The sequence below is a fragment of the Flavobacterium sp. genome, from assembly GCF_039916025.1.
Classification (GTDB): Bacteria; Bacteroidota; Bacteroidia; order Flavobacteriales; family Flavobacteriaceae; genus Flavobacterium.
The window spans coordinates 12721-35807 of record NZ_JBDSMB010000103.1 but is presented as its reverse complement, the minus strand read 5'-3'; the positions used below and the strand labels follow the sequence as shown (position 1 = coordinate 35807).

25 protein-coding genes are annotated in these 23087 nt (G+C 35.2%); 19 read left to right on the top strand and 6 right to left on the bottom strand.

All coding sequences use genetic code 11. From position 1 onward, the window contains the following. Nucleotides 1-67: 67 nt before the first annotated feature. Nucleotides 68-703, bottom strand: a complete 636-nt coding sequence (locus ABIQ27_RS07285) for a hypothetical protein (protein ID WP_348033137.1) — start codon at nt 701-703, stop codon at nt 68-70. Nucleotides 704-1076: 373 nt separating this feature from the next. Here ABIQ27_RS07285 and ABIQ27_RS07280 point away from each other — a divergent pair, with 373 nt between their 5' ends. The 6 genes from ABIQ27_RS07280 (at nt 1077) to ABIQ27_RS07255 (ending at nt 7225) form a co-directional block, all read left to right on the top strand. Next, nucleotides 1077-1526 (top strand): hypothetical protein, encoded by a 450-nt coding sequence (locus tag ABIQ27_RS07280; protein ID WP_348033136.1) that lies wholly within the window; start codon nt 1077-1079, stop codon nt 1524-1526. Between the two features lie 24 nt (nt 1527-1550). Continuing rightward, a complete protein-coding gene (locus ABIQ27_RS07275; RefSeq protein WP_348033135.1) occupies nt 1551-1808 on the top strand; it encodes a hypothetical protein in 258 nt (85 codons plus the stop codon). After that, a complete protein-coding gene (locus ABIQ27_RS07270) occupies nt 1805-4663 on the top strand; it encodes a hypothetical protein (protein WP_348033134.1) in 2859 nt (952 codons plus the stop codon). The genes ABIQ27_RS07275 and ABIQ27_RS07270 overlap by 4 nt, the downstream gene beginning before the upstream one ends. A gap of 2 nt (nt 4664-4665) precedes the next feature. Continuing rightward, nucleotides 4666-5853, top strand: coding sequence for a DUF6402 family protein (locus tag ABIQ27_RS07265; RefSeq protein ID WP_348033133.1), 1188 nt, complete (start codon nt 4666-4668; stop codon nt 5851-5853). After that, nucleotides 5837-6163 (top strand): hypothetical protein, encoded by a 327-nt coding sequence (locus tag ABIQ27_RS07260; protein WP_348033132.1) that lies wholly within the window; start codon nt 5837-5839, stop codon nt 6161-6163. Before ABIQ27_RS07265 ends, ABIQ27_RS07260 begins: the two co-directional genes overlap by 17 nt. A 69-nt stretch (nt 6164-6232) precedes the next feature. Next, the gene (locus ABIQ27_RS07255; protein WP_348033130.1) at nt 6233-7225 is read left to right on the top strand and encodes a hypothetical protein; all 993 of its coding nucleotides are present in this window, start codon (nt 6233-6235) and stop codon (nt 7223-7225) included. Nucleotides 7226-7810: 585 nt separating this feature from the next. Here ABIQ27_RS07255 and ABIQ27_RS07250 read toward each other — a convergent pair. Both ABIQ27_RS07250 and ABIQ27_RS07245 read right to left on the bottom strand, forming a co-directional pair. After that, a complete protein-coding gene (locus tag ABIQ27_RS07250; RefSeq protein WP_348033129.1) occupies nt 7811-8218 on the bottom strand; it encodes a hypothetical protein in 408 nt (135 codons plus the stop codon). A gap of 120 nt (nt 8219-8338) precedes the next feature. Beyond that, on the bottom strand, nt 8339-8935 hold the full coding sequence (locus ABIQ27_RS07245; protein ID WP_348033128.1) for a helix-turn-helix domain-containing protein: 597 nt from the start codon (nt 8933-8935) through the stop codon (nt 8339-8341). Between the two features lie 335 nt (nt 8936-9270). Between ABIQ27_RS07245 and ABIQ27_RS07240 the strand changes: the two genes are divergently transcribed. The 11 genes from ABIQ27_RS07240 (at nt 9271) to ABIQ27_RS07190 (ending at nt 19255) form a co-directional block, all read left to right on the top strand. Next, entirely contained in the window at nt 9271-10725 is a 1455-nt protein-coding gene (locus ABIQ27_RS07240; protein WP_348033126.1) for an N-6 DNA methylase, read from the top strand. Beyond that, nucleotides 10722-11897: a restriction endonuclease subunit S gene (locus ABIQ27_RS07235; RefSeq protein WP_348033125.1), complete on the top strand. Its 1176-nt coding sequence runs from the start codon at nt 10722-10724 to the stop codon at nt 11895-11897. The genes ABIQ27_RS07240 and ABIQ27_RS07235 overlap by 4 nt, the downstream gene beginning before the upstream one ends. A gap of 11 nt (nt 11898-11908) precedes the next feature. Continuing rightward, a complete protein-coding gene (locus tag ABIQ27_RS07230; RefSeq protein ID WP_348033124.1) occupies nt 11909-12268 on the top strand; it encodes a hypothetical protein in 360 nt (119 codons plus the stop codon). Nucleotides 12269-12275: 7 nt separating this feature from the next. Beyond that, nucleotides 12276-12758, top strand: coding sequence for a hypothetical protein (locus ABIQ27_RS07225; RefSeq protein WP_348033123.1), 483 nt, complete (start codon nt 12276-12278; stop codon nt 12756-12758). Nucleotides 12759-12829: 71 nt separating this feature from the next. Next, nucleotides 12830-13885, top strand: coding sequence for an XRE family transcriptional regulator (locus ABIQ27_RS07220; RefSeq protein WP_348033122.1), 1056 nt, complete (start codon nt 12830-12832; stop codon nt 13883-13885). Next, nucleotides 13886-14383 carry a hypothetical protein gene (locus ABIQ27_RS07215; protein ID WP_348033120.1) on the top strand — a complete coding sequence of 166 codons (498 nt, stop codon included), beginning with the start codon at nt 13886-13888 and terminating at the stop codon, nt 14381-14383. It begins immediately after the preceding gene. Nucleotides 14384-14386: 3 nt separating this feature from the next. Continuing rightward, nucleotides 14387-16705, top strand: coding sequence for a DEAD/DEAH box helicase family protein (locus ABIQ27_RS07210; protein WP_348033118.1), 2319 nt, complete (start codon nt 14387-14389; stop codon nt 16703-16705). An 18-nt stretch (nt 16706-16723) separates the two neighbouring features. Continuing rightward, nucleotides 16724-17101, top strand: coding sequence for a hypothetical protein (locus tag ABIQ27_RS07205; protein ID WP_348033116.1), 378 nt, complete (start codon nt 16724-16726; stop codon nt 17099-17101). Between the two features lie 25 nt (nt 17102-17126). Next, a complete protein-coding gene (locus tag ABIQ27_RS07200; RefSeq protein ID WP_348033115.1) occupies nt 17127-17939 on the top strand; it encodes a hypothetical protein in 813 nt (270 codons plus the stop codon). A gap of 108 nt (nt 17940-18047) precedes the next feature. Then, nucleotides 18048-18530, top strand: a complete 483-nt coding sequence (locus tag ABIQ27_RS07195) for a hypothetical protein (RefSeq protein WP_348033113.1) — start codon at nt 18048-18050, stop codon at nt 18528-18530. Between the two features lie 2 nt (nt 18531-18532). After that, nucleotides 18533-19255 (top strand): hypothetical protein, encoded by a 723-nt coding sequence (locus ABIQ27_RS07190; RefSeq protein ID WP_348033112.1) that lies wholly within the window; start codon nt 18533-18535, stop codon nt 19253-19255. Nucleotides 19256-19391: 136 nt separating this feature from the next. Here ABIQ27_RS07190 and ABIQ27_RS07185 read toward each other — a convergent pair whose 3' ends face one another. Continuing rightward, a complete protein-coding gene (locus ABIQ27_RS07185; protein WP_348033111.1) occupies nt 19392-19634 on the bottom strand; it encodes a hypothetical protein in 243 nt (80 codons plus the stop codon). Between the two features lie 512 nt (nt 19635-20146). Between ABIQ27_RS07185 and ABIQ27_RS07180 the strand changes: the two genes are divergently transcribed. Beyond that, nucleotides 20147-20485 (top strand): HPF/RaiA family ribosome-associated protein, encoded by a 339-nt coding sequence (locus tag ABIQ27_RS07180; protein ID WP_348033110.1) that lies wholly within the window; start codon nt 20147-20149, stop codon nt 20483-20485. A gap of 185 nt (nt 20486-20670) precedes the next feature. Here ABIQ27_RS07180 and ABIQ27_RS07175 read toward each other — a convergent pair whose 3' ends face one another. Continuing rightward, the gene (locus tag ABIQ27_RS07175; RefSeq protein WP_348033109.1) at nt 20671-21855 is read right to left on the bottom strand and encodes an MFS transporter; all 1185 of its coding nucleotides are present in this window, start codon (nt 21853-21855) and stop codon (nt 20671-20673) included. Between the two features lie 370 nt (nt 21856-22225). Here ABIQ27_RS07175 and ABIQ27_RS07170 point away from each other — a divergent pair, with 370 nt between their 5' ends. Continuing rightward, a complete protein-coding gene (locus ABIQ27_RS07170; protein ID WP_348033108.1) occupies nt 22226-22570 on the top strand; it encodes a hypothetical protein in 345 nt (114 codons plus the stop codon). Between the two features lie 154 nt (nt 22571-22724). Here the strand turns inward: ABIQ27_RS07170 and ABIQ27_RS07165 are convergent, their stop codons facing one another. Continuing rightward, complete coding sequence (locus tag ABIQ27_RS07165) at nt 22725-23087, bottom strand: hypothetical protein (RefSeq protein WP_348033107.1); 363 nt, start codon at nt 23085-23087, stop codon at nt 22725-22727.

Here is a 23087-nt window from a genome sequence, read left to right as displayed (position 1 = left end):
ACAAATAATGCACCAATGTCAATAATATGTATATTTTAACGAGCAATTTTATTTTGCCTTACAGGTTTTATTTTCTATGTGTAGGATCATCGGCTATATCGCAATACATGGTATTATTGTCGGTAAAGGTAATAGAGAACATGACAATAGTTCTAATTTCCCTTTTATTAAAAGAGGTTTCAATTATTTTCAATCCCTTTGTAAAGCAGAACATAGTATTTTCGTCAATTCTATCTTCATTATTCTTTAGGATACCCAAAAAAAGAGAAACGGCATGGCATGAGTTTTCTGGTTTATGAGTAGTAGTAAAGATGTCAAATTTTAAATCACCCATATCTTTTATTGGGGTTGGTTTAAACTGAAGAAAATCATCACAGGTTTTCCCGGCAATTATTATTTTCATATCCTCTACACTTATATTGACCATGCGAGTGCAGCTCAAATCATTTTTTAATGGCGGTTTTTGATACCAGAATGCCTCGGCATAATAATCAAAATCCACCTCATCTATTATATGCGCTTCTATAACGCGGTCGTAATCCGCATCTTCACACGACTCCTTTACTATTTCTGCAATTGTCTTCGGCTTAAAAGCGTGATGTGTGTTTTTATAATATGAATACCCCAATATGGCACCTATTATAAGTAAAACCAATACGCCCACTGAAATTTTAGCTTTTTCCAAAAATGATTCATTGTTCATAATCTTTAAATTTTAAGGGTTAATAAAGACCAAAGCTCAAGATAACTGATGCATGTAGATTGGGGTAAAACTCTATTTTAATAGGGTTATACCCCTATTCTGCATTCATAAGCTAAAATAACAATTTTTTTCTTACAGTCCTTATAAATGTTAGTAAATCAATCTGCTAGGTAAAAAACCTGATCGTGATGGGGTATTTACCCAAGTGATTTGAACAAACTGTGAAATAATTTTGAAGAACAATAGATTGCCGATTTCAAAATAAAACGAAGGGCTGAAGACTTTTAGAAATTTTAGAATCCAGCACATTAAACGAAGTAATTTATTCTAACAACAAATAAAATTCACGGTTATAAATTCTAAAACAAATCATATGAACAAAATCATTAAAGACCCGGTCGAAATTATAATCATAGCCTTATTTGCAATAGGATGTTTTGGCTATGCGTATGGTATTTTGAAGGCATGCTTCATTTCGCTTGCAAAAATACCCGATGTTTCAAAAATGCCAGCATTTTTATCAAATTTAATCACAACGATAGGTGCGGTTTTGGCAACAAATCTGGGTGCTATTTTGGGATTACCAAAAACTGAAACACCATCATTATCACCTTTCACATTTTTTATTGAACCAACCGTAACAAATTTCCAAATTACTGCGTGTTTGATTTATTTACTAGCATTACTTGTATCATCTGTAGTTTGGGGGATAAAAAATTTCACCACTGATTCCACGCAAATTGTTCCGACACTTCCAGATCAGGCTAAAACATTCTTAGGGGTGTTAGTTGGTGTACTAGCTATAACATTAGCGAAACAATAGAATATCAACTTAAATCATTAAAAAATGGAACTAAAAGTTTTTATGGGAAAAGATCCCGAAGTCTTAGACTTCACTATTACAAATAATAGTAATCCAAATATTGAAATTATTTGTTACAAAGGGGCAAAGTCAGCAAACATCTTCAATATCAATGAAAGCAAGACCTTCACACAAGGTAAATTTAAACTAGCATTGGATAGCTATAGTATTAGAATAGAGAAAATCGGAGCTAATCCAGATCCAAATGACCCACCTTACGTAATATTAAAATCAACATCATGACAACAGAAACAAACAATCCGAACCCGTATTTAAGTGAATTTCCTGAATTCCTCTCCCTTCAAACTCCAACATCTTCAAAAGGATCAAATTCTATCTTCGAATTTGAGCGCTTTCGTGAAGTTAGTATAGATTGGTTTAAAATTACTTCTCAGGATCAAAATACTGCCAGTGCTGATCCTATAGACGACATTAAGTCCTATTTTATTTCTTCATGGAAATCATCATTACCCTTTGCTCAGCATAACATCTTTGATGACACCCAACTTTTTTCCGGATTGAACGTTCCAGCAACAAATCCTCCAATCGTTTTTTGGTCCATAGCAAATATTTATCTTAGTGGCGACAGTCAACTATACAGAGATACAATTTGCTTAATTCACAAACCATCAGGCAGGTATTTCGTCTTTTTAGATAGAAATCAAAAACCTGCTACACAAGTTGCTTTAGCATGGACTCCCTTAATAAATAATAGGGATGCCTGGGAAAGTTTCTATGCACACGATTTTTACAGTTTAGCAATTGCCCATACCTCGACTGATAATGCAGATAAGTCAGCATTTAAAACATCATATGTTAAAAGAGAGGCTATCGTTTTTAAAGAAGAATTCGAACGACTCTCTTCCCAACTGGATTTTTTACAAATGTTTAATACAAGATCTACAGACTATGTGCGAGGTATTATAAACGATAATGCTACTTTTAAAATGTTTTGGGATGATGAAGAAGAGTTGGAAAAAACAGCAAGTACTTTCTCTAATTTAAAGACAAAATCATTTTCGGTACTTCAAAAATTGCGTCAATTAGCCGCCAAGGTAAAAGAGATGGGCTACTACTTAGCACTTAAAGATGAAACAATTATTGTTAATCCGGCTGATCCAACTACTAACATTGCTTTAAAAAAGGGGAAAATCTATCAGATCAGACAGGATACCTATCAAAGAAAAGATGTCACCAGACGTCAGGAATGGCGAAAAATAAAAGATGGGAAAAACTCATATTGGGTTAGAGAATGGGTTGAAGAACCAATATGGACTACAGTGAGTTTCGCCAACTATATTGAGGTAGATTTAGATATTGATCCTGTTCAAACAGCAATAAGTGCTTTGAAAAACTATGTTGTATACATCGCAGAGAAAAAAAATGGAGGATATTATACAGAGGATGGCCTTCCCTTGAAGGATATTTTAAAGAGATGTGAAAATGATGAAAGCTTCCGTAAGAGATGTTGCATTGTAATTCCTGAATATGATTATCTGCTATCAAATAAGACCTACTACTTAGGCGCATTTATCTTCTTACATCCCATTCCGGGTTTATATCCCACAAAGCATCCTTCAATCGGAATAAGAGAAGAATTATCTTATAGATTGTCCTGGAACGGTACAGAGATAGGACAGTTAATTAGTTCTATCAATTTAGCACCAGGAGAAACCAGAACGATAAATGTGTCTTCAAAATTTAAACAGACTACCTCTCAGACAGCTTCTTTTAAAAGCATTAATGATGTTAACACAAGTGAAAGTTTTGATTTGGCGACAGAATTTCAAAATGAAGCTAGTCAGGAATTTTCAAAATCGGATAGCTTTCAAGCATCTGTTGGCGGCAGCTACGGGGTAGGTCCATTTAGTGCTAGTGCTAGCGCTTCGGGAAGCAGGTCCTCTAGCCTTAAAACATTTTCAAGAGAAATGGCCAAAGTGGCAAAAAAATCTGCTCAGTCAATTAACCGTAAATTCAGCCAGGAAGTAAGTTCATCAAACAGCATTTCCACAGAGGTAACGCAAGATACAAGTAAAACAATAACAATTTCAAATATTAACCAGGGCAGCACCCTAAATCTATTCTTTTATCAGGTTAATAATAAATATGATAGTGCTACATATCTAACAGGCTTGGAGATTCTGGTATCTTCAACTGTAGAATTAATAGCTGGGAGCGGAATTTACGAAACGTACAGCTTCCGTTTAAATGAAACTGATGATATGTTTGCAAAGCTACATCCGGATCTGCTTCCGGGAAAAAATCCAGTTCCACCTCCTGTTGTTGTTAATCCACCTGACCCGAATCATCCTTGGTACCTATATTGGACCGCAATTATGAATTCTTTGAAGGCATCCATAAGTAATGAATACGACGCTACGACGCCAGCCAAACCTGAAAGTGCCAGAGTTATTAGGATTAATGAGTCCTCGTCTTTAACAACTCTCGCAGAAAGACTTCTAAGAAGGAATAATGGAACTGAGCCTAAAAGCGAGAAAAATATAGAGGAAAAAATTAAACGGTATAAAGAAACTAATAATCTATTTGAATTAGTAGATGAATTTAGCAGTGTTTGTGACCAAGTGAAATTGTTAAAAATTGGGTTGGAAAATGTGGAAATTTTGGAAAATGCAGTTACAAGACAAAATCTAATAATAGCCTCTGGAGGCTTATATGTAGACTCTTTGGTAGGAATAATGCCAGCAACCGAAGACTACGCCGAAAGAATGAGAAGATTGGAGACTGTCAGAGTTGAATCTGAAATCGAAAAAACAAACGTAGCAAATGACGAGACACGGGCCAGAACAAAATTGATCATGCAATCTCAGAATAATTTTATTTCAGAATTATTCCTTTATGCTAATACTAATCCGGTTGATACATATACAATTCAGTTACATTTATTTAATACGACGGCTGATAGTAAGTGGCGGTTATTTATGGGAACTACCGAAATTTTAAATCCATCAATTACTTTAACTCCCAGCAAAAAAGTTTTACTAATTTCTTTGGTAGGAGCAGCTCCGGAGATTGAGGAGATTGAAAACAAGATTATGCTGATACATTCCGTTACTGGTGAAGTACTTAAAAGATACTAATTATGGGGCTACCGCTAAATATTCCTTTAGGATTTGCAACAGAATTTCCAACGAAGAACTCACCCTATTTAATGTATGAAGAGCTGTCTTCAGTATGGAATAAGGTTGTCGAACAAAATAAAAACATTTCCACTCAGGAGAAAGAAAAATTCAGGAGAGTTTTACTATTAGGCCACGCATTTAGAAATGAATGCAATCCACTTGCGGAAAAACTATATAACACATGGCTGTTTGGACCAAATAATGTGAGTTTTAAATCAATGAGGAAAGAACAAGACTCCAAGATGATGTTGGGAGATTTCGGACTAGGTCTACAGTTTTTTAATAGTGCCGAAAGGCCTTGGTTTAAAATTAACTGGAATGAAATTATTAATTCCAAGACAGTAAAAGAATTCAAAGCAACCTCGCTTGAAGTTGGGAAGCAAATGATTTCTTCAAAGGATTTTAGTGTTGAGTTTAAAAATGAATTAAAAAAAGAATATATAGATAAAGAAATTGGATACAAGGGAAGTTTCGGAGACATATCGACAAATTCATTAAACAAACCAAATTATGTTTTGTTAACACCAGTCCTTGCAAAAGAAAAATTTGGAAGAAATTTGTCAGTCCAAACTCTGGATCAGATGCTGAAAGAAAGAGACTTAGGCACCGCTTTTTTAATTGGCCAAAATTCTCTCTCGACTTTATTAGTACTTTTTTTAGCTAAAGAAATGATGTTAGATCAGTATACAAAAAATAAAATGCCTGATATCATATCATCGTTAGGATCTTTTGGAATGTATGTATATACTAAGGGAGATTTAGAGATAGTGAATAGCACACTTCCAGGAAAGAAGAAAGCAAAATTTACATTTAAGTATCTTGGAACCCGAATTGTCGATTCATACGATTTTGAAGGTTGGCAACCTCTCGGTTGTTGGTATCCTGAAAAAGGCCATGATTTGTCAACTGTGAAATTTGCTTTTGACATGAGCAATGATGGTATAGGTTCACAAATATCTTCAGCACTCGCAACATTTACTTCCTGTACCTTAATGAACAGTGATTTTAGGAATTTTAAAGAAAAAATAAAAGAACCGTTCAATTCATTGTCACCAAACTATAAGCTAAGCTGTGACGATTACTATGTAGTAACACCCATGATTTTAGATAAACTAGATTCCCTACCTGATTATGAAATCGATTTTTAAAATTCTAACATTATCATTACTTTTTTCATTTTACAGCTGTGCTGTTTTTATTGGAAAAAGCAAAGAATATCAGGTTAAGGTTGATACAAATCCTCCAGCACAAAGTATCGTGGTAAAAAATTTAAAGACTTCACAAATAGTGTATCAGGGGGCGGGAGGAAATATAACTTTAAAATTGAAGGCAAAATCTGCATTGCTAAAATTTACCAAATACGAAATTCTGCTTCAACGTGCAGGTTTCTCCGACAAGAGCATTTTCATTAAATTAAATAAAAAAAAGACAATCAAGTATAACTTCAATACGCCTTAGTAGTTTAGAACCTATTCCCTATTTGATAAACCGATTGATGAATAAAAACCCCTTAAAACATAAAAAAAAATGAAAACAATCTTATCCATTTTGATAGCTATCTTTTTTACACAAACTAGCTTTTCACAAGTACTAACTGCAGCCGAAAAAAAGCAAGTTGCACTGATTAGTCAGGCAATACTATATGCCAACCAAAAAGAAAGAGAAAAAAGAAATGCTGAAGCTGAAGAAAAGACATTACCTCAATTAATTACTGAAGGTATTTTGAATGCTAATAAAATAGAAAAGGAAGCAAAAGCAGAGGCTGCTGCAAAGAATAAACTTGCTCTGATTATCAATAAAGGCATAAATGACACAATTGTTATTGAAAAAAATTATGAATCAGAAACTTACTATAAAAATAAAGAACATATTTCATTTGAAGTTAAGGATGGAATAATGTATGCTAAATTTAAAGCAGACGTTCAGCAAGAATTTATCGAAGATAAAAAAATAGAAAATTATCATCTTGTCATGGTATCGGACGACAAAAAACGCAAGATTACAGTAGGCGACAGCAAAGTTTTGGTCTACGCGACACCCGCAGTAAGAGGCGAATTTCTCAGTACAGGAAAGTGGGGATGGTCAGTCGGTTTGCTTACTGTTCCGTTTAAAATCAGGCCTGCAACTAATAATATTCCATCAGAATCTAAAGCAGATATTAAAAATATTAATTTGTTTTTGGGAAGGAATTACAACACTGAAAGAATATTTTGGAACCAACTTACTTCCTCTCACAGGTGGATGTTTGGAGTAATGGGAGGTATATCCTCGGAAACTCTTACGAATCTTAATACTGATGAACCTGCTTTTAAAGATCGACCAACCAACCAGGCCTATATGACTCTTGCTATGGGAATTGGTTATTCATATAAAGATAAAATAAGTTTAATGTTTCTACCTGCAGGTGCCGACATTGGGTTTTCTGATACTTCAAAAAAATGGATTTATAATGGTAATTATTGGTGGGGTCTTGGTATTGGTCTGGATTTTTCAGGCTTATTTCACTTTTCGAAATCATGACTTTAGCAATGCCATCTTAGATATCTAAATAAAATATTTTAAAAATAGTCCGAGATTGAAATAAAAACCCACAAAAAAAAGCCGCCCTTTCAGGCGGCTTCACCGTCATTACACGATGGTACTTAGTAGGACTTTATGCGTTGTTGACTCTGGGAGCACAACAGGTAAAGCCACACTTTTCAAAGCTTGTGCCATTGCCCCTCGAGTATCATTAATGTTTGCTTAAGGCAAATTGATACTACAGAAACCTCACAAAAAAAGCCGCCCTTTCAGGCGGCTTCACCGTCATTACACGATGGTACTTAGTAGGACTTTATGTGTTGTTGACTCCGGGAGCAGAACAGGCACTGCCACACTTTCTAAATTAGAACCACCCCGTCTTGGCTTCACCAATCCACCCCTCCTAAATTAGGAGGGGAGCTTTTTAATTCTTTATAATTAGAAGATATATCATTATTGTAAATAGTAAACACGGCTCCCCTCCTTTTCAAGGAGGGGTGGCTCGTCTTTTTCGACGAGAAAGGTGGTTAAACCCATAAAAAAAAGCCGCCCGAAAGGGCGGCTTGATCGTCATGGCAAACGATACTACAAAGAATCTCTGTGTGTTTCAATAGTCGCGATAAACGTGTCTACTTCAACAATTTCCTGATTGACTCTTGCCAAATCCATTTCTTTTTCCAGCAAGGCTACTACACCGTAACTTTCTCTACGGGTTTCGAGTAGGAACTTTTTGTACTCCAGTCTGGTTTTTTTGTTAATGGCTTCGTCTTTTGTAGGTCCATCGGGTAAAACCGCGATGATAGTTTCTGTTGCCGCAAGTTCGGCAATTACGCCCTGTAAAACGGCGTCAAGCTCCTGAGACGTGTCTGCGAATCTCGCAGTTAAACGCTCATCTGATAATTTTTTGAAAGCTAAATCTGCTTTCTCTCTACCTGCCCAGGCAAGTAACGCATTGCAATCTGCAACCTGCGTCAAATTGGTAATCGTGTACATAATAAAAATATTTAATTTGTTAATAATATTCCTTGAAAGACAAGACGTGTGCCAAAGCTTTTGTAAGAATAAAATTTTAATAAATATTTAACATAACAAGTATTGTATTACAAATACATATTAGTCCGTATTGCCAATAAAATCAATATTTAACAGTATTTTTCGTAATTCTGCATCGAGAAGCAATTTTTCGAGTTCTAATAGTTCCAATTTCATTTTGAGTTTAAAAACGGAAGCCAAACCCTGTTGCTTTATCGATTTGGAAGCCTTATTTGAAATGGTCCGCAGCGCAGCCTGCTCAGTTATTCCCTTGCCATCAGGGCGAAGCGAGAGAAAATTCACCAATTGCAGTGCTTTTAATTTGTTTTGATACCGTGCCTCGTCTGTAGTAATTTTGCGGGCTGTTGCCATTCGTTGGTATTCATTTTCCTTTAGCATCTGTTCAACCGAGAGCAGTTTTTGGGCGTTTTGCGCTACTACAACAGGTGACGGTTTTAATGCTGTTTCCGAATCACGGAGGTATTGGAGCATTTCAGCTAGCAGGTACTTTGCACGCAAAGGTAAATCACGCATGCCTAATTCATACTTTGCAAATTGGCTGCGGCTTACCTGTAGTACCAGCGCCAGTTCGTCTTGGGTTAACCCCAATAGTTCTCTTACGGTTTGTTGCTTTTTCATCATACGGAAGTTTGATTTATAAATTTTTTTAAACTTCATGACTTGGAACACTTTTTTTGTAAGAAAAAATTATGCCACAATTTTTGGAACATTTTTTTTAATTTGAAAAATTTTGTTCCATATATGTTAAAATTTTTGAGCCGCATAAATTTATCGTACAGATTGTAATGGAATAGAAGTACACTTTTAGTGTACATTTTTAAACGTGAAAATTTTTTTTAGGTTTTTGTTTTCGCTCCCATAAGAATTCTTTCTCAATAGTCTAAGAATGCATATATAATAAATGTTAAAATTACCCTTTAGTGGGGATGGTGGTGTGAAAGAATTTTGGTATGTTTGAAGAAATACAAACCTAAAATAATTAGCATACAAATATGTTTGAACAAACCTTTAAAAACATTGATGATATACTGCATAAGGATGCAGGTTGTGGGAGTGAATTAGATTATGTAGAGCAGACCTCATGGGTGTTGTTTTTGAAATACTTGGACGATTTAGAAGAAGATAAAAAGACTCACGCCCTCTTGGCTGGGAAAGAATACACTCCTATTATTGCTAATTCTTATAAATGGAATATTTGGGCTGCACCTAAAGATAAAGATGGTAAACTAGACCATCATGCGGCACTAACCGGAGATGATTTGACCGACTTTGTAAACAACCAACTCTTTGGTTATCTCAAAAAGTTTAAAGCCAGTGCCGAACATGCCGATACTCTTGAATACAAAATAGGCGAAATCTTCAGCGAATTAAAAAACCGCATACAAAGTGGCTACAACCTGCGTGAGGTGATAAACCGCATTGATGAATTGCGTTTTAGAACCCATGCTGAGAAGCACGAGATGAGCCATTTGTATGAGGACAAGATTAAGAATATGGGAAATGCCGGGCGTAATGGTGGCGAATACTATACTCCTCGCCCACTGATTAAAACCATTATTAAAGTAGTGAATCCACAAATAGGTGAAAAAATATATGATGGTGCTGTAGGCAGCGCGGGCTTCTTGTGTGAGGCGTTTGATTATATGCGTAAAGCAAAAAACTTAACAACAACTGATGTTGAAACCCTGCAACGCAAGACCTTTTATGGCAAAGAGAAAAAGTCTTTGGCGTATATTATTGGGATTATGAATATGATATTGCATGGTGTAGAAGCACCCAATATTATCCATACCAACACACTTACTGAAAACCTTGCCGACATACAGGACAAAGACCGCTACAATGTAGTGCTTGCCAACCCACCCTTTGGTGGAAAAGAACGTGCCGAAGTGCAACAAAACTTTCCTATAAAGACAGGAGAAACCGCGAGTTTGTTTTTGCAGCACTTTATAAAAATTATCAAAGCTGGTGGACGTGCAGGGATTGTTATTAAAAATACGTTTTTGAGTAATACGGATAATGCCTCTGTAAGCCTACGAAAGCTGTTGTTAGAAAACTGCAACCTGCATACTGTGTTGGATTTACCAGGAGGAACGTTTACCGGTGCCGGAGTAAAAACCGTAGTGTTATTTTTTGAAAAAGGAATGCCTACCGATAAAGTTTGGTACTACCAACTAAACCTTGACAGAAACTTAGGAAAAACCAACCCACTAAATGAAAAAGATTTGGCTGAGTTTCTAACATTACAGAAAACCTTTGCCGATAGCGAGAACTCATGGAGTATAAAAGTGGCAGATTTAGATAAAACAACTCTTGACTTAAGTGCCAAAAACCCCAACAAAAAAGAAGAAGCCGCTTTGCGAGATGCTAAAACTATTTTGAGCGAAATGCGACAATTGGATTCTGAAACGAATAGTATTTTAAACTCAATTGTAGAATTGTTATGAAGCAAGAACAATTATTAAACTTACCTATTGAATGGAAAAGAGGAAGTGGGTTTAGAAAATCTGACTTGGATGAAGAAGGAAAGAATAAATGTATTTTATATGGTGAATTATATACTAAACATAAAAATATTCTCATTGAAAATCATAATATTTCTAGGACTAATAAAATTGGGGCTTTTTACTCTATAAAAGGAGATATTTTAGTTCCAGGTACTTCAACTGCCTCCAAAAAAGATATGCTTCTTGCACGTGAAATTGATGAAGATGGAGTGTTTTTAGGTGGGGACATTAATGTTATAAGACCAAAGCAAGGAATTTTTGCTAAGAAATATTTACCATATTACTTTGAAACATTTACAGCTTATGATCAATTAGATAGATACATTACCGGAGCAACAGGAATAATACATATATCGAATACAGGATTGAAAAAATTAAAAGTCCCTTTACCTACCTTTCAAGAACAACAACGCATCGTTGTCATTTTAGATGAAGTCTTTGCAGCCATAGCCAAAGCAAAAGCCAATGTAGAGCATAATCTGAACAATGCAAAAGAGTTGTTTAAGAGTGAGTTGGAAAGGGTGTTTAGTGATAAGTGTAATAGTCGGGAGGAGAAAACAATTGAAGAAGTTTGTGATGAAATATTTGCTGGAGGTGATGCTCCTAAAAATAATTTTTCAATAGAAAAAACACAAAAATTTACAATTCCAATATATGCAAACTCTGTAAAGAAAAATGGTTTGTATGGATTTACAAATTTTGCCCGAGTGTGTAAACCATCAATAACAATTGCAGCAAGAGGAAGTGGAACGGGTCACACCGAACTACGCAACGAAGATTATTTACCAATAGTTAGGCTTATTGTTTTAATTCCAAATTATAAACTGATGAGTTTAGAATTTCTAAAATATAAAATAGATACTTTAGAAATTTTAAGAAGCGGAAGTGCCATTCCACAACTTACAGTACCAATGATTAAAGAATATAAAATCCCAATATTATCATTACAAGAACAACAAAACATAGTCACCAAATTAGACAACTTACGCGCTGCCACAAAAAAGTTGGAAGGCATTTATGAACAAAAGTTGTTAGATTTAGAGGAGTTAAAAAAGAGTATTTTGCAAAAGGCGTTTAGTGGGGAGTTAACGAGTAAAAGTGTAATTATATAAAAATGAATGATATGAATTTTAAATGGTCCAAAGTTAATGATAGAGGGCAATATGAAAATGGGTTCGTTGATATGTTTGAGGCAATCATCAATGATAAGAAAGCAGTTGCTATTATTACATATTTGCCACAATTTGAAGACAAAAAAGATCAAAATGCTCTTTTGACCGTATTGCTTGAAGGTGATAAAATAAATTGGACTAAGGGAAACATAAAGAATATATTCTATGATGTGGAGAATGAAATTAAGAATAAGGAAAATTTAAAATATCGTGTTTTTAATTCTTTGGACTATATGATGACGCAGGTTTTTTATATGAGTAAATTAGAAAGGATTGAATATTTAAGTTCTAGCGAACATAATTTTTTATAATTAAATTATGGATGGAAATTCTATAAAAACATTCCGCCATTCCGCTGCCTTTGGTAAAAGGATAGAGTTTTATGTTGTTGGGTTAATGCTCAAACAGGGCTTAGATGTTTATTTGCCTTTGGTTGATGATGATGCTATTGATGCTGTGGTAAAAAAACCTGATGGTAGTTTTGTAGAAGTGCAAATAAAAGCTAGGTCAACAGGTAATAAATTTGGAGATGCTGCATTGTTTGCTGGTTTAAGACATGATTACAGAAAAAATTATTGGTTTGTTTTTTTTTCAGAGCGGATGGATACTTTATGGATACTATCTTCAAAAGAGTTTATCGAGAACTCTAATCAAAATATTAAAGGTAACAATATTGGAAAACGTTCAGTTTGGTTTAATGGTAAAGATACCAAGAATCAAAAGGAACATGTAAAGCCACAATTTCAAAAATATATAGCTACTAATTTCGACAGAATATTATTTGACAACCCTGATAAATAACAAATTAATTGTTTTTAATGGTTGACAAAATAAATAATATTTATATATTTGTCAACCAAACACCAACAAACATGGAAGCAATTATTGGACAAAGAATAAGAAATTCGAGAGTTCATAAAGGTTTATCATTGCAAGAAGTAGCCGATACTATTGGCGTAACCAAACAAATGATAAGCAAGTATGAGCAAGGGAAATCTGTGCCTACAAGTGACAAGCTTATTGCACTATCAAAACTGTTCCAGCAAAAAGTAGATTACTTTTTTAGAAAACCCGAGGTTATTATTGGAGAAATAAACTTCAGAAAGAAAAGCAAATTCGGCGCTAAAAAAGTAAGTGCTTTAAAAGAAGAAATACGTATTCAAATAGAGAACTATTTGTATATAGAAAATATTTGCGAAGTATCTAATGCTTTTCAAAATCCGTTAGTAAATAGTGTAATGCAAAGCGAAGTCAATGTAAAAACTGCTGTAACCACCTTAAGAAATTATTGCAATATCGGTCAGGATGCTATTCATAACATCATTGATTTATTAGAAGACAATCATATCAAAGTAATTGAAATAGAAGATGAAAGCGGCAACTTTGATGGATTAGCTACTATTATTGATTGCAAATACCACATTATTGTTATTGCTAAAGCAATGCCTATAGAACGCAAACGCTTTACTTTACTACATGAATTAGGACATTTGCTATTGCCTATTGGAAACTTGGAAGCTAAACAACAAGAGCGATTTTGCAATGTGTTTGCTTCTGAAATGTTATTATCCGAAGCCAATGTTTTGGTTGAATTTGGCAAACAAAGAAGCCGAGTTACTTTGGAAGAATTAAAAAACGTACAGGAAAAATACGGTATTAGTATTTCTGCTATTGTATATAAACTTGGAGAAACTAAAATAATGTCACAAGACCGAGTTAAACGATTCTATCAGCAATTGAATTCTGACCCCGAGTTAAAACGAGTAACCGAGCAAAGTCGTTACGATGGTTTGGCACATTCTAACCGTTATGAAAATTTAGTGTATAGAGCTGTTTCAGAAGAATTGATTTCTATGAGTAAGGCATCTTCTTTATTGCAGATTAGTTTAGGAGATTTAAAAAATAAATTAACTGCCAATATCCGATAAATGAAACTCCATATTAATGATGCTAATATATTAATGGACATCGTCAAACTTGATTTGGCTGTGGCATTTTTGGCATTGGGGTTTGAATTATATACTACAGATTTTGTTTTTGCTGAAATGGAACTTGAACAACAAGCTGCATTACAATCTGCTGTTCTTGTAAAACTTGGTGCAAATGAAGCAGATATGAATGCTATTTTTGAAATGACGGAAGAACATGCTGGTTTGAGTTTTGAAGATTGTTCTACTTGGTATTTTGCTCAAAAAATGGATGGCATACTAGTTACTGGTGACGGAAAATTGAGAACAAAAGCAAGTGCGTCAGGAGTTGAAGTACGAGGAATGATCTATATAATTGAACAAATAAAAGTGCAAGGATTATTACCAATTATAACTTGTGTTGAAAAGTTGAGATTATTAAAAGAATTGAACGACCGTCTTCCAATGGCAGAAATTGATACCAGAATTCATGCTTGGGAAAATGAAATAAACCAATAGTTTATGAACGAAGCCGAAACAAGAGCCGAACTAATAGACCCACAGCTAAAAGCAAGTGGTTGGGGTGTTATAGAAGATACCAAAGTATTGCGAGAACACAACATTACCGATGGGCGAATTCAGTTAGGCGGTAAACGTGGTAAACCAGTTATTGCTGATTATGTGTTAGTTTATAAAGGTATTAAGTTAGCTGTTGTAGAAGCAAAGAGTGATGATTTAGATGTTAGCGAAGGCGTTATGCAAGCTAAGGAATATGCGGTAAGATTACAGTTAAAAACTACCTATGCGGCTAATGGTAGAGAAATTTATCAGATAGATATGGAAACCGGAACTGAAGGTTTAGTTGACTCCTTTCCTACCCCAGAAGAATTATGGCATAAGACTTTTGCCAAAGTTAATGCCTGGCGTGATAAATTTAATTCGGTTCCGTTTGAGTTAATTGGTGGTACTAAAGGCGCACGTTACTATCAGGAGAATGCTGTTAGCAAAACGATGGAAGCTATTGCCAACGACACCCAAAGGATATTATTGACCTTAGCTACAGGAACAGGAAAAACGTTTATTGCTTTTCAGATAGCATGGAAGTTATTCCAAACCAGATGGAACTTAAAGAAAGATGGTTCAAGACGACCAAGAATATTATTTTTGGCAGATAGAAACATCTTAGCTGATCAAGCTTTTACAGGTTTTATGGCATTTCAAGAAGATGCATTAGTACGTATCAATCCTAAAGAAATAAGCAAAAAAGGAAGTGTACCTACCAATGGTAATATCTTCTTTACCATATTTCAAACCTTTATGAGCGGCACAGATAAAGAAGGTAATCCCGAACCATACTTTGGTGAATATCCAGCTGACTTCTTTGATTTTATCATTATAGATGAATGTCACCGTGGTGGTGCTAATGACGAAGGCAACTGGCGCAAAATATTAGAATACTTCTCACCTGCGGTACAATTGGGATTAACTGCAACTCCCAAACGAAAAGACAATGTTGACACCTATGCTTACTTTGGAGAGCCTGTTTATATCTATTCATTAAAAGAAGGAATTAATGACGGTTTCTTAACGCCGTTTAAAGTAAAACGCATCCAAACCACTCTAGATGAATACATCTACACACCCGATGATGATGTGATTGAAGGCGAAGTGGAAAACAACAAAGTATACAAAGAAGCGGACTTCAATAAAAATATAGAAATCAAAGCCCGGGAACTAAAGCGTGTGCAGTTGTTTATGGAGTTGGCTAATCCTAACGAAAAAGCCATTGTGTTTTGTGCCAATCAGCAGCATGCTGCTGCTATTCGAGATTTGATTAATCAGAATAGCAAAAATACTAATCCACATTATTGTGTTAGAGTTACTGCTAATGATGGTGCGCTGGGAGAACAATATCTAAAAGAATTTCAGGATAACGAAAAAACTATTCCTACTATATTAACAACATCTCAAAAGCTTTCCACTGGAGTTGATGCCCGAAATGTTAGAAGTGTAGTGTTACTACGTCCGGTAAATTCTATGATAGAGTTCAAACAAATTGTAGGTCGTGGCACTAGGATGTTTGACGGTAAAGACTATTTTACCATTTATGACTTTGTAGATGCCTATAAAAACTTTCTTGACCCCGAATGGGATGGTGAACCTATTGCACCAGAACCTGACATACCCACTGGTGGCATAGAAAAACCTAAACCAATTGTCAACGACCCACCACCAGAACCTATAGAAGTTCTGAAAAGAAATAAAGTAAAAATAAAACTTGCTGACGGAAAAGAGAGAACTATTAAAAGTATGGTTTCTACTTCGTTTTGGGATGCAGATGGTAAGCCTATTTCAGTAGAGCAGTTTATGCAAAACTTATACGGTAAACTACCGGAATTTTTTAGTAATGAAGAAGAATTGAGAACAATTTGGTCAGACCCAATAACCAGAAAGTCATTATTAGAAAAACTAGATTCTGCCGGTTATGGCAAAGACACTCTACTCAACTTACAGGAATTAATAGAAGCCGAGAACAGTGACTTATTTGACGTATTGGAATACATAGCCTATAGTATTACGCCTATTCCAAGAGTTGTCCGTGTAGAGAAAGCAAAGAGTAGTTTTGAAAGCAACTTAGATTCAAAACACAGAGATTTTTTAGACTTCGTGCTGTCTAAATATATTGAAACAGGGGTTGATGAACTAGATCAGGAAAAACTACCACAATTATTGATGTTGAAATACCAATCAATTAGCGATGCTACAATCGCACTTGGAGGAATTGATAAAATTAGAGAAACGTTTATTGGGTTTCAAAAGTATTTGTATAAGAGTGCGTAACATTTAAAACATTTGATTATGAAAACAGTATCTTATTTATTACTAATCATGACAATGATAATCACAACATCGTTTACATCTAAAAAATTAACAGTATCAAATACTTGTGACATTTCTAATTTTTACAAAGCAGTAGAACCCAATGATAGAGACACCAAAGTTTTAACTTCATCTGGTGATATTGAAGATATTGATGTGATTTTAGTTCCAACAAAACTAAATATTGACACTTATAAAGTCAATCTTACCCGCAAAGCATCAAATCTATACAAAGTTGAAGGCACTGATTTATATATAGAAACAAAATATTGTTATGAATATGCTACCTATCAAGAAGTAATTCTCAAATTTACAAGTAGTTATGGTTATGCTAAAGGGACGCTATATTTTAATTAAATTAATTAATCTGTTTTAAATAATTATGGAAAACAAAATATACAATCATGCCTTAAATTACTTAATATCTCACGACTCTATTTCAAAACAGGAAATTGAAAAACATTTGATACCGTTGCATCAAAAACCAAATGATTTCAATATAATTTTTAAAAGGTTTTGTGAAACAGCTCAAAACAAACAAATGAGTGTAAAAGTTATTGGCAATTCAATTGGCGGAGTTGAAAAGCTAAGTCCAATATTATTTGATTTTAATCCTCATAAAGTTGCAGCAAAATATTCTAGTCTGGATGCATTTCATTTATTCGAAGAAATTAAATTGAAATTAAACCCTTCTGGTAAAGTAAGAGACACTAAAAAAAGTCTTTGGCCGTTGTATTGCAAGACTATTATTGACTCTGCACATTTTTTAGCAAACTTTAAAACCATAAACGACTTTTACGAATGGGCTCATTTTTATACCAATGATACTAGGTCAAAACCAGCTTTACCTTTAATGATTAGTATAGAAATATCAGGAATTGGTTTCCCATTAGCTTGTGATTTTTTGAAAGAAATAGGTTTTGAAGAATATGGCAAACCTGATGTACATATAAAAGAAATCTTTAAAGCTCTAAACATAATTAATCCAAATGAAAAATCTACTTTAAAACAAGATTACGAAGCTTTAAAAGCTATGGATAGAATTGCAAAATTAAATAATGTTAGTACTTATGCTGTTGACAAAATATTTTGGCTAATCGGTAGTGGTGATTTTTATCGTTCTAATATTAAAATAGGGCAAAACAGGAGTAAATTTATTGAAAAAGTTAAAAGTAAAATTGAACTATTAAATTAAAACATATGGCGTAGGAATGGCTCTCAAGTCTGCCGCACGAATCTTTCATGTGCTAGTAACAGCACTCTACGAAGTCTCCTGACTTCGCAGCAACTAAAAATAAAAAAAATGGAGTCTTCAACTTATTATAAAATAGCCAAATTCTTTTTAGTTATACCATTACTGGCAGGCTTGCTTACTTTGGTGGAGCAGTTTTTACCATTTCAAAAAATGACCACGGTGGTTGAAAGCAAAAGCATAAGCGAAAGACAACGTTTTGGCACTACCACCTACAACATTCGCTTTACCAACAATAACGACCAATTTACTGAGAAAATATACAATGCCCTTACGGTAGGTGATTCGGTGCAGCTTGAGGTGAGGTATTTTACCAAAGAGGTTTCCAGCATATCTCTAAAAAATAATTCGGTTGTTATAAAAAACAGTACTAAAGAAATTTATTTTATTTTGGGAATTGGGCTGGCGCTGTTTGGGTTTAGTGTCTTTTTTTTGCGGAAAAGTTATTATACCCGAAAAAATTATCGGTTTATCATTTTGCTATGTTTCTTTGGTTTCGTTAATTTGGTTAGAATTATTTCTTTAAATACTTAAATATGAATTTATCAAAAAAACAGTGGTTACTGCTACTAACGGTAGTTATTATCCTTTTTACAATAGATCCCATCTATGCCGGTCCGGGTGGTACGGTTGCAAAAGTTTTTTTTAGAACATGGTGGGGAAAAATAATTTTGATAGTACTCACTATAATTCTGCTGCCGCTTATTATTTACATCAAATTAATTGAATATAGAAAAGCTGTTAAGATTAAAAAGATTTTGGCGCAGCTTAGTGTGCAGCACAAAGAGTTGGGCTGGTTGCATTTGCACAAAGAGTTCTCCAATATCATCAGACGCGTTTACAATGCGTGGACAAATGAAGATTTAAGCGAAGTAAAGAATTATATGAACCATTGGTATTGGCAAAATCAACAAATGGTTTTCCTAGATCAATGGAAGCGGGAAAATGTAAAAAATGTTTCTAATCTTAAAGAAATTACCAAAATAAAACCGATCTATCTGGAACTTACGGACGAACCTAATTTTGAAGGTTCCAGAATTGCGATTATCATTAATTTGGTTGCCGAAGATTATTTAATGGATAGAGATACCAAAGCGATCGTTAAAGGAAAAAGTGGCTACGATGATTTAGAATTCGTATGGTTCTTAGAATACACGGAAGGAAAATGGCTGTTAGACGATATTCAGGAAGGAAGTTTATCTCTTGGTATTGCTAAAACCCCGAATGTAGTTCCTGCCGCGCTTGGGGTTACGATTTAGGTAGTTTTTTAATCCGATAGCGGGGATTTCCCCGGCTACCGCACAAATCCTTTCGTGTGGTAAATAACATATTTCCCAGCTCTGCGAATTCCAGGCTATACAAAAATCCTGTAGTGATAACAAAAGTCCTGCCTAATTATCGGAACACCAAGTTAAATCCGTACTCTGAGATAACGAGTTTGTGGGTAGTACCATACAATAGGTTCTTGTTAATCATATCCTGGGTTTTTTCGGCTGAGGGAAAAGCCAGTTCAAAAAGACCAGGATTGAGATCAAAAAATAAATCAGGGTCATCTATTAGTTCTCCTTTAAAATAATATTCTATCAATAAAGGATTATCAATGCTTTGACAATACTCAATAACAGTAGTTACAGACATAGGTTTATTTTGTTACAGTTTGGGACTGTAAAGATATAACATTCCACAACGACATAATGTTAATGGTACAGCAGTGTAGTGTTAAATAAACAGGTAGTTCATCGATTATGTAACGGTAGCCAGCGTAGTGAACTGGCATAGCATTGAGTTAAAATAAAATAGTTTTTTGCTTGAATTTTAAATAATATGTTTGAAGCTATCCTTTTCATATTGGGATTTGTGTGGAGTTATTTTAAAATGCTTTCAAATCTGATTGGATTCCCGCCTTCGCAGGAAAGACAAACGGTGACAATCCCATAACACAACTCTTATCCTTTTGTTAAAACACTTTTCATAACCGTTATTTCTAGGTATCTTGTTGACAGGGAAATCCACTGTAATACATCAAATAACAATCATAAGGCAGTAAAGCAACATTATGTAATTAAAAGTACTAATTCTGTAATAGAAGGCGTCTTATAAACAGCATCTTTACTAAATACGAAAACAGATAAAATTTAAAATATACTATCATGAAAATTCAATTCAACACCGACAAGACCATTAGTGGCGAGGAAAGAAATCAAAACCATTTTACTTCAGTAATTGAAGAAAACCTAAAACGATTTGAAAGCCATATTACACGAATTGAAGTCCACTTGTCTGACGAAAACGGAAAAAAAGAAGCTATTAACGATACGCTTTGTTTATTAGAAGCACGTTTAGAAGGCAGAAAGCCAATCGCGGTATCCTGCAAAGCAGATTCTGAGGCATTAGCCATATCGGGAGCGACTGATAAATTAAAATCGACACTTAACACCATCTTTGGACGCCTACACGATCAGGAAAAAATGATTTCTAAAATACAGTAATAAACGTGTTACAAATACAAAAGCTCCACAATAATGGAGCTTTTTTTTTTAAATATCTACCCTATCAAAATCCAACACAAATTCAATAACCCCGCTCCCGCAAGAATCTTTCGTGTGGTAATAACATCACTCCAAAATTCCTTAACAACTGTAACTTCAAATAGTAGTAATTGTCTATTCGCTAATCAGGCCTTTTTACCCATCCTAAAAATAGCATAAAGCGCAACAAACGATGCTGCACATAAAAGCAGGTAACTCAGGCTAAGGTTTGCCGAGTCTTTCGCGGGGATAACAGATACTATGCCATAAGACAGAAACGAGACGATGATAAAAACCACACCGCCCACAAGCCCGCTGGCAATTCCGGCATGTTCCGGGAACTGGCTGAGGTTCGACGTAAAATAGTTATTAAAGGTATAGCCTGCACAAGTATGGATCAGGAAGGCAAAGAGCACAAGGCTGTAAAGGCTTTCACCAAAGGCAAGGCTGGCAATCATACCCGCAATCAGAAGCAGCTGCACTATCAGGTTGAGGGTAATCTTTTTCAGGAAAGGCTTTTGTATCGTGGCTTTGCCAATAAACCCACCCGCCATCCACGCCATCCCAAGAATCAGCGAGCAATAGCCTGCTGCTACAGGCGAAAAACCAAAGTGATGCTGTACGACAAAGGGTCCCGTAAGGTTATAAACCATCACCATCGAATAGGCAAAGCCGAGCATGATAAGTCCCAATGTAAAGCTTGGCGTCACAATCATTTTAAAATAGGTGGTGCTGATCTTTCGGAGATTAAACACAGACCGCTTGGGTAAGGTTTCGGCACTAAAAAACAACTCAAGAACAAGCAGCAGCACCGCGAGCCCCGCAAGGAAATAAAAATTGAAATTCCAACCAAAGACATCCTGCAGGTAACCACCAATAAAAGGGGCAATGATAGGTCCCGCCGACCAGATAATGGTAAAGATGCTCAGGTAGCTTTTGAGTTCATCACCCTGATACACATCGACAAAATAGGCGCGCTTGGCAACCACTACGGTAGCCACGGTGAGCCCGTGTATGGCACGCATGATATAAATGATATGGATATTGGTGGTAGTGGCAATAACGACACTGGCCGCGGCGAACAATGCTAACGAAAGCAATCCGAGGCGGTAGCGTCCAAAGCTGTCAAGGATAGCGCCAATAAAAAGCTGCGAGACTCCGTAACTGATCAGGAAAATGCTGAGGGTCATCTGCACCTGCAGGGACGATACCTTCAGGTCGGTTCCCATCTGTGGAAGCGAAGGGATATAGATATCGGTGGCAAAACCTGATAACGGAATTACAGCCAGAGCAAGGTAAGTGGCAAAACGCCTTCTGTTTGCTGAAATCATAATGATAATTTATGAATGCAAAATTAATTCGCAGCCTGATAGTATGGAAGGGATTCGGATAGTATTTAATTATTGCAGGATATCGATGTATTATTCAAACAGATTGTATTTGCCCGCCAAATACTTAGCTAAGCAATACCAAAGTCATTGATGCTCCATGGATACTCTTTAGATAAGCCATGGCAATTGGAGTTATTTTAAAAGAGTTGCAGAGTTGCGATTCAGTCTGTGGCTATTTAATCTAAAATGTCTAACTCTAAAATCTAAGCAGTCTAAGCCAGTCTGAATAAAATTCCGCAACATTTCTCCAAAATTCCATAACAAATATTGTTTCAGACGGAACTAACTTTACGTTCTAAAAACTACAATCATGGAAAATACAAACTGGGATTCAGCACAAGATGCTGCTCCACAAAACGACTGGCAGGATGCCGAGACCAATGCTTCAGTAAGCGATGCAGCAAGAGACAATGATCCTATTAGCGAAGTCAATCGCTATAGCATAGCCGAAGACGACGAACACATACATGCTATGTCAGGTATTGATGCTCCCGATCCTGATGATGAGGATGAAGATGAGGATGATGACAACGATAATGACGATGATAATGATGAAGACGATGAAAAAGGCGACTGGGGTCATGTAGATCCGGCAGAAGGTAACAGCCCTTTCCCTGATAGCAACGAACCAGGCTTTCCCGGAAGCGCAGTGTAGCCCTAAAAGAATTTGAAAATTTGGAAATTTGAAAATTTGAAAATGACAGGCCAAAGTCCCCGCAAGGGGACAATTTTTCTTCTACGTATGTCTAATTTTAAACTTTGTAACTCTGCAACTTTGAAAATCAGCATCTTTGAAACTTTGCAGCTATTTAATTACGTGCATTTTTCAATGTTATCTTCAAAAAACTACTTGTCTTAATCACATTTCCGGTTGAAGCCAAGTTATCCTCATAAAGATATTTTATTCTGGCTAATTTTAATGAAATATAAAATTTGGAATAGAATTTTTTATTTTCATTAAGAACTATAGCTATTTGCTTAAGTAGCTGCTGTTCTCTTTCTTTGAATATTTGGTCAACCTCTTTCTTTGATTTTGTTGGTAATGGGGCATAAATGACTTCTATTATATCTTCACAATTAGCTTCATTAATATTAGCGCCAATGGCGTCATTGGTAAAATATTGCAGCTGAAATTTATTGGAATATAATTTTATATCCTTTGTCTTAATCAT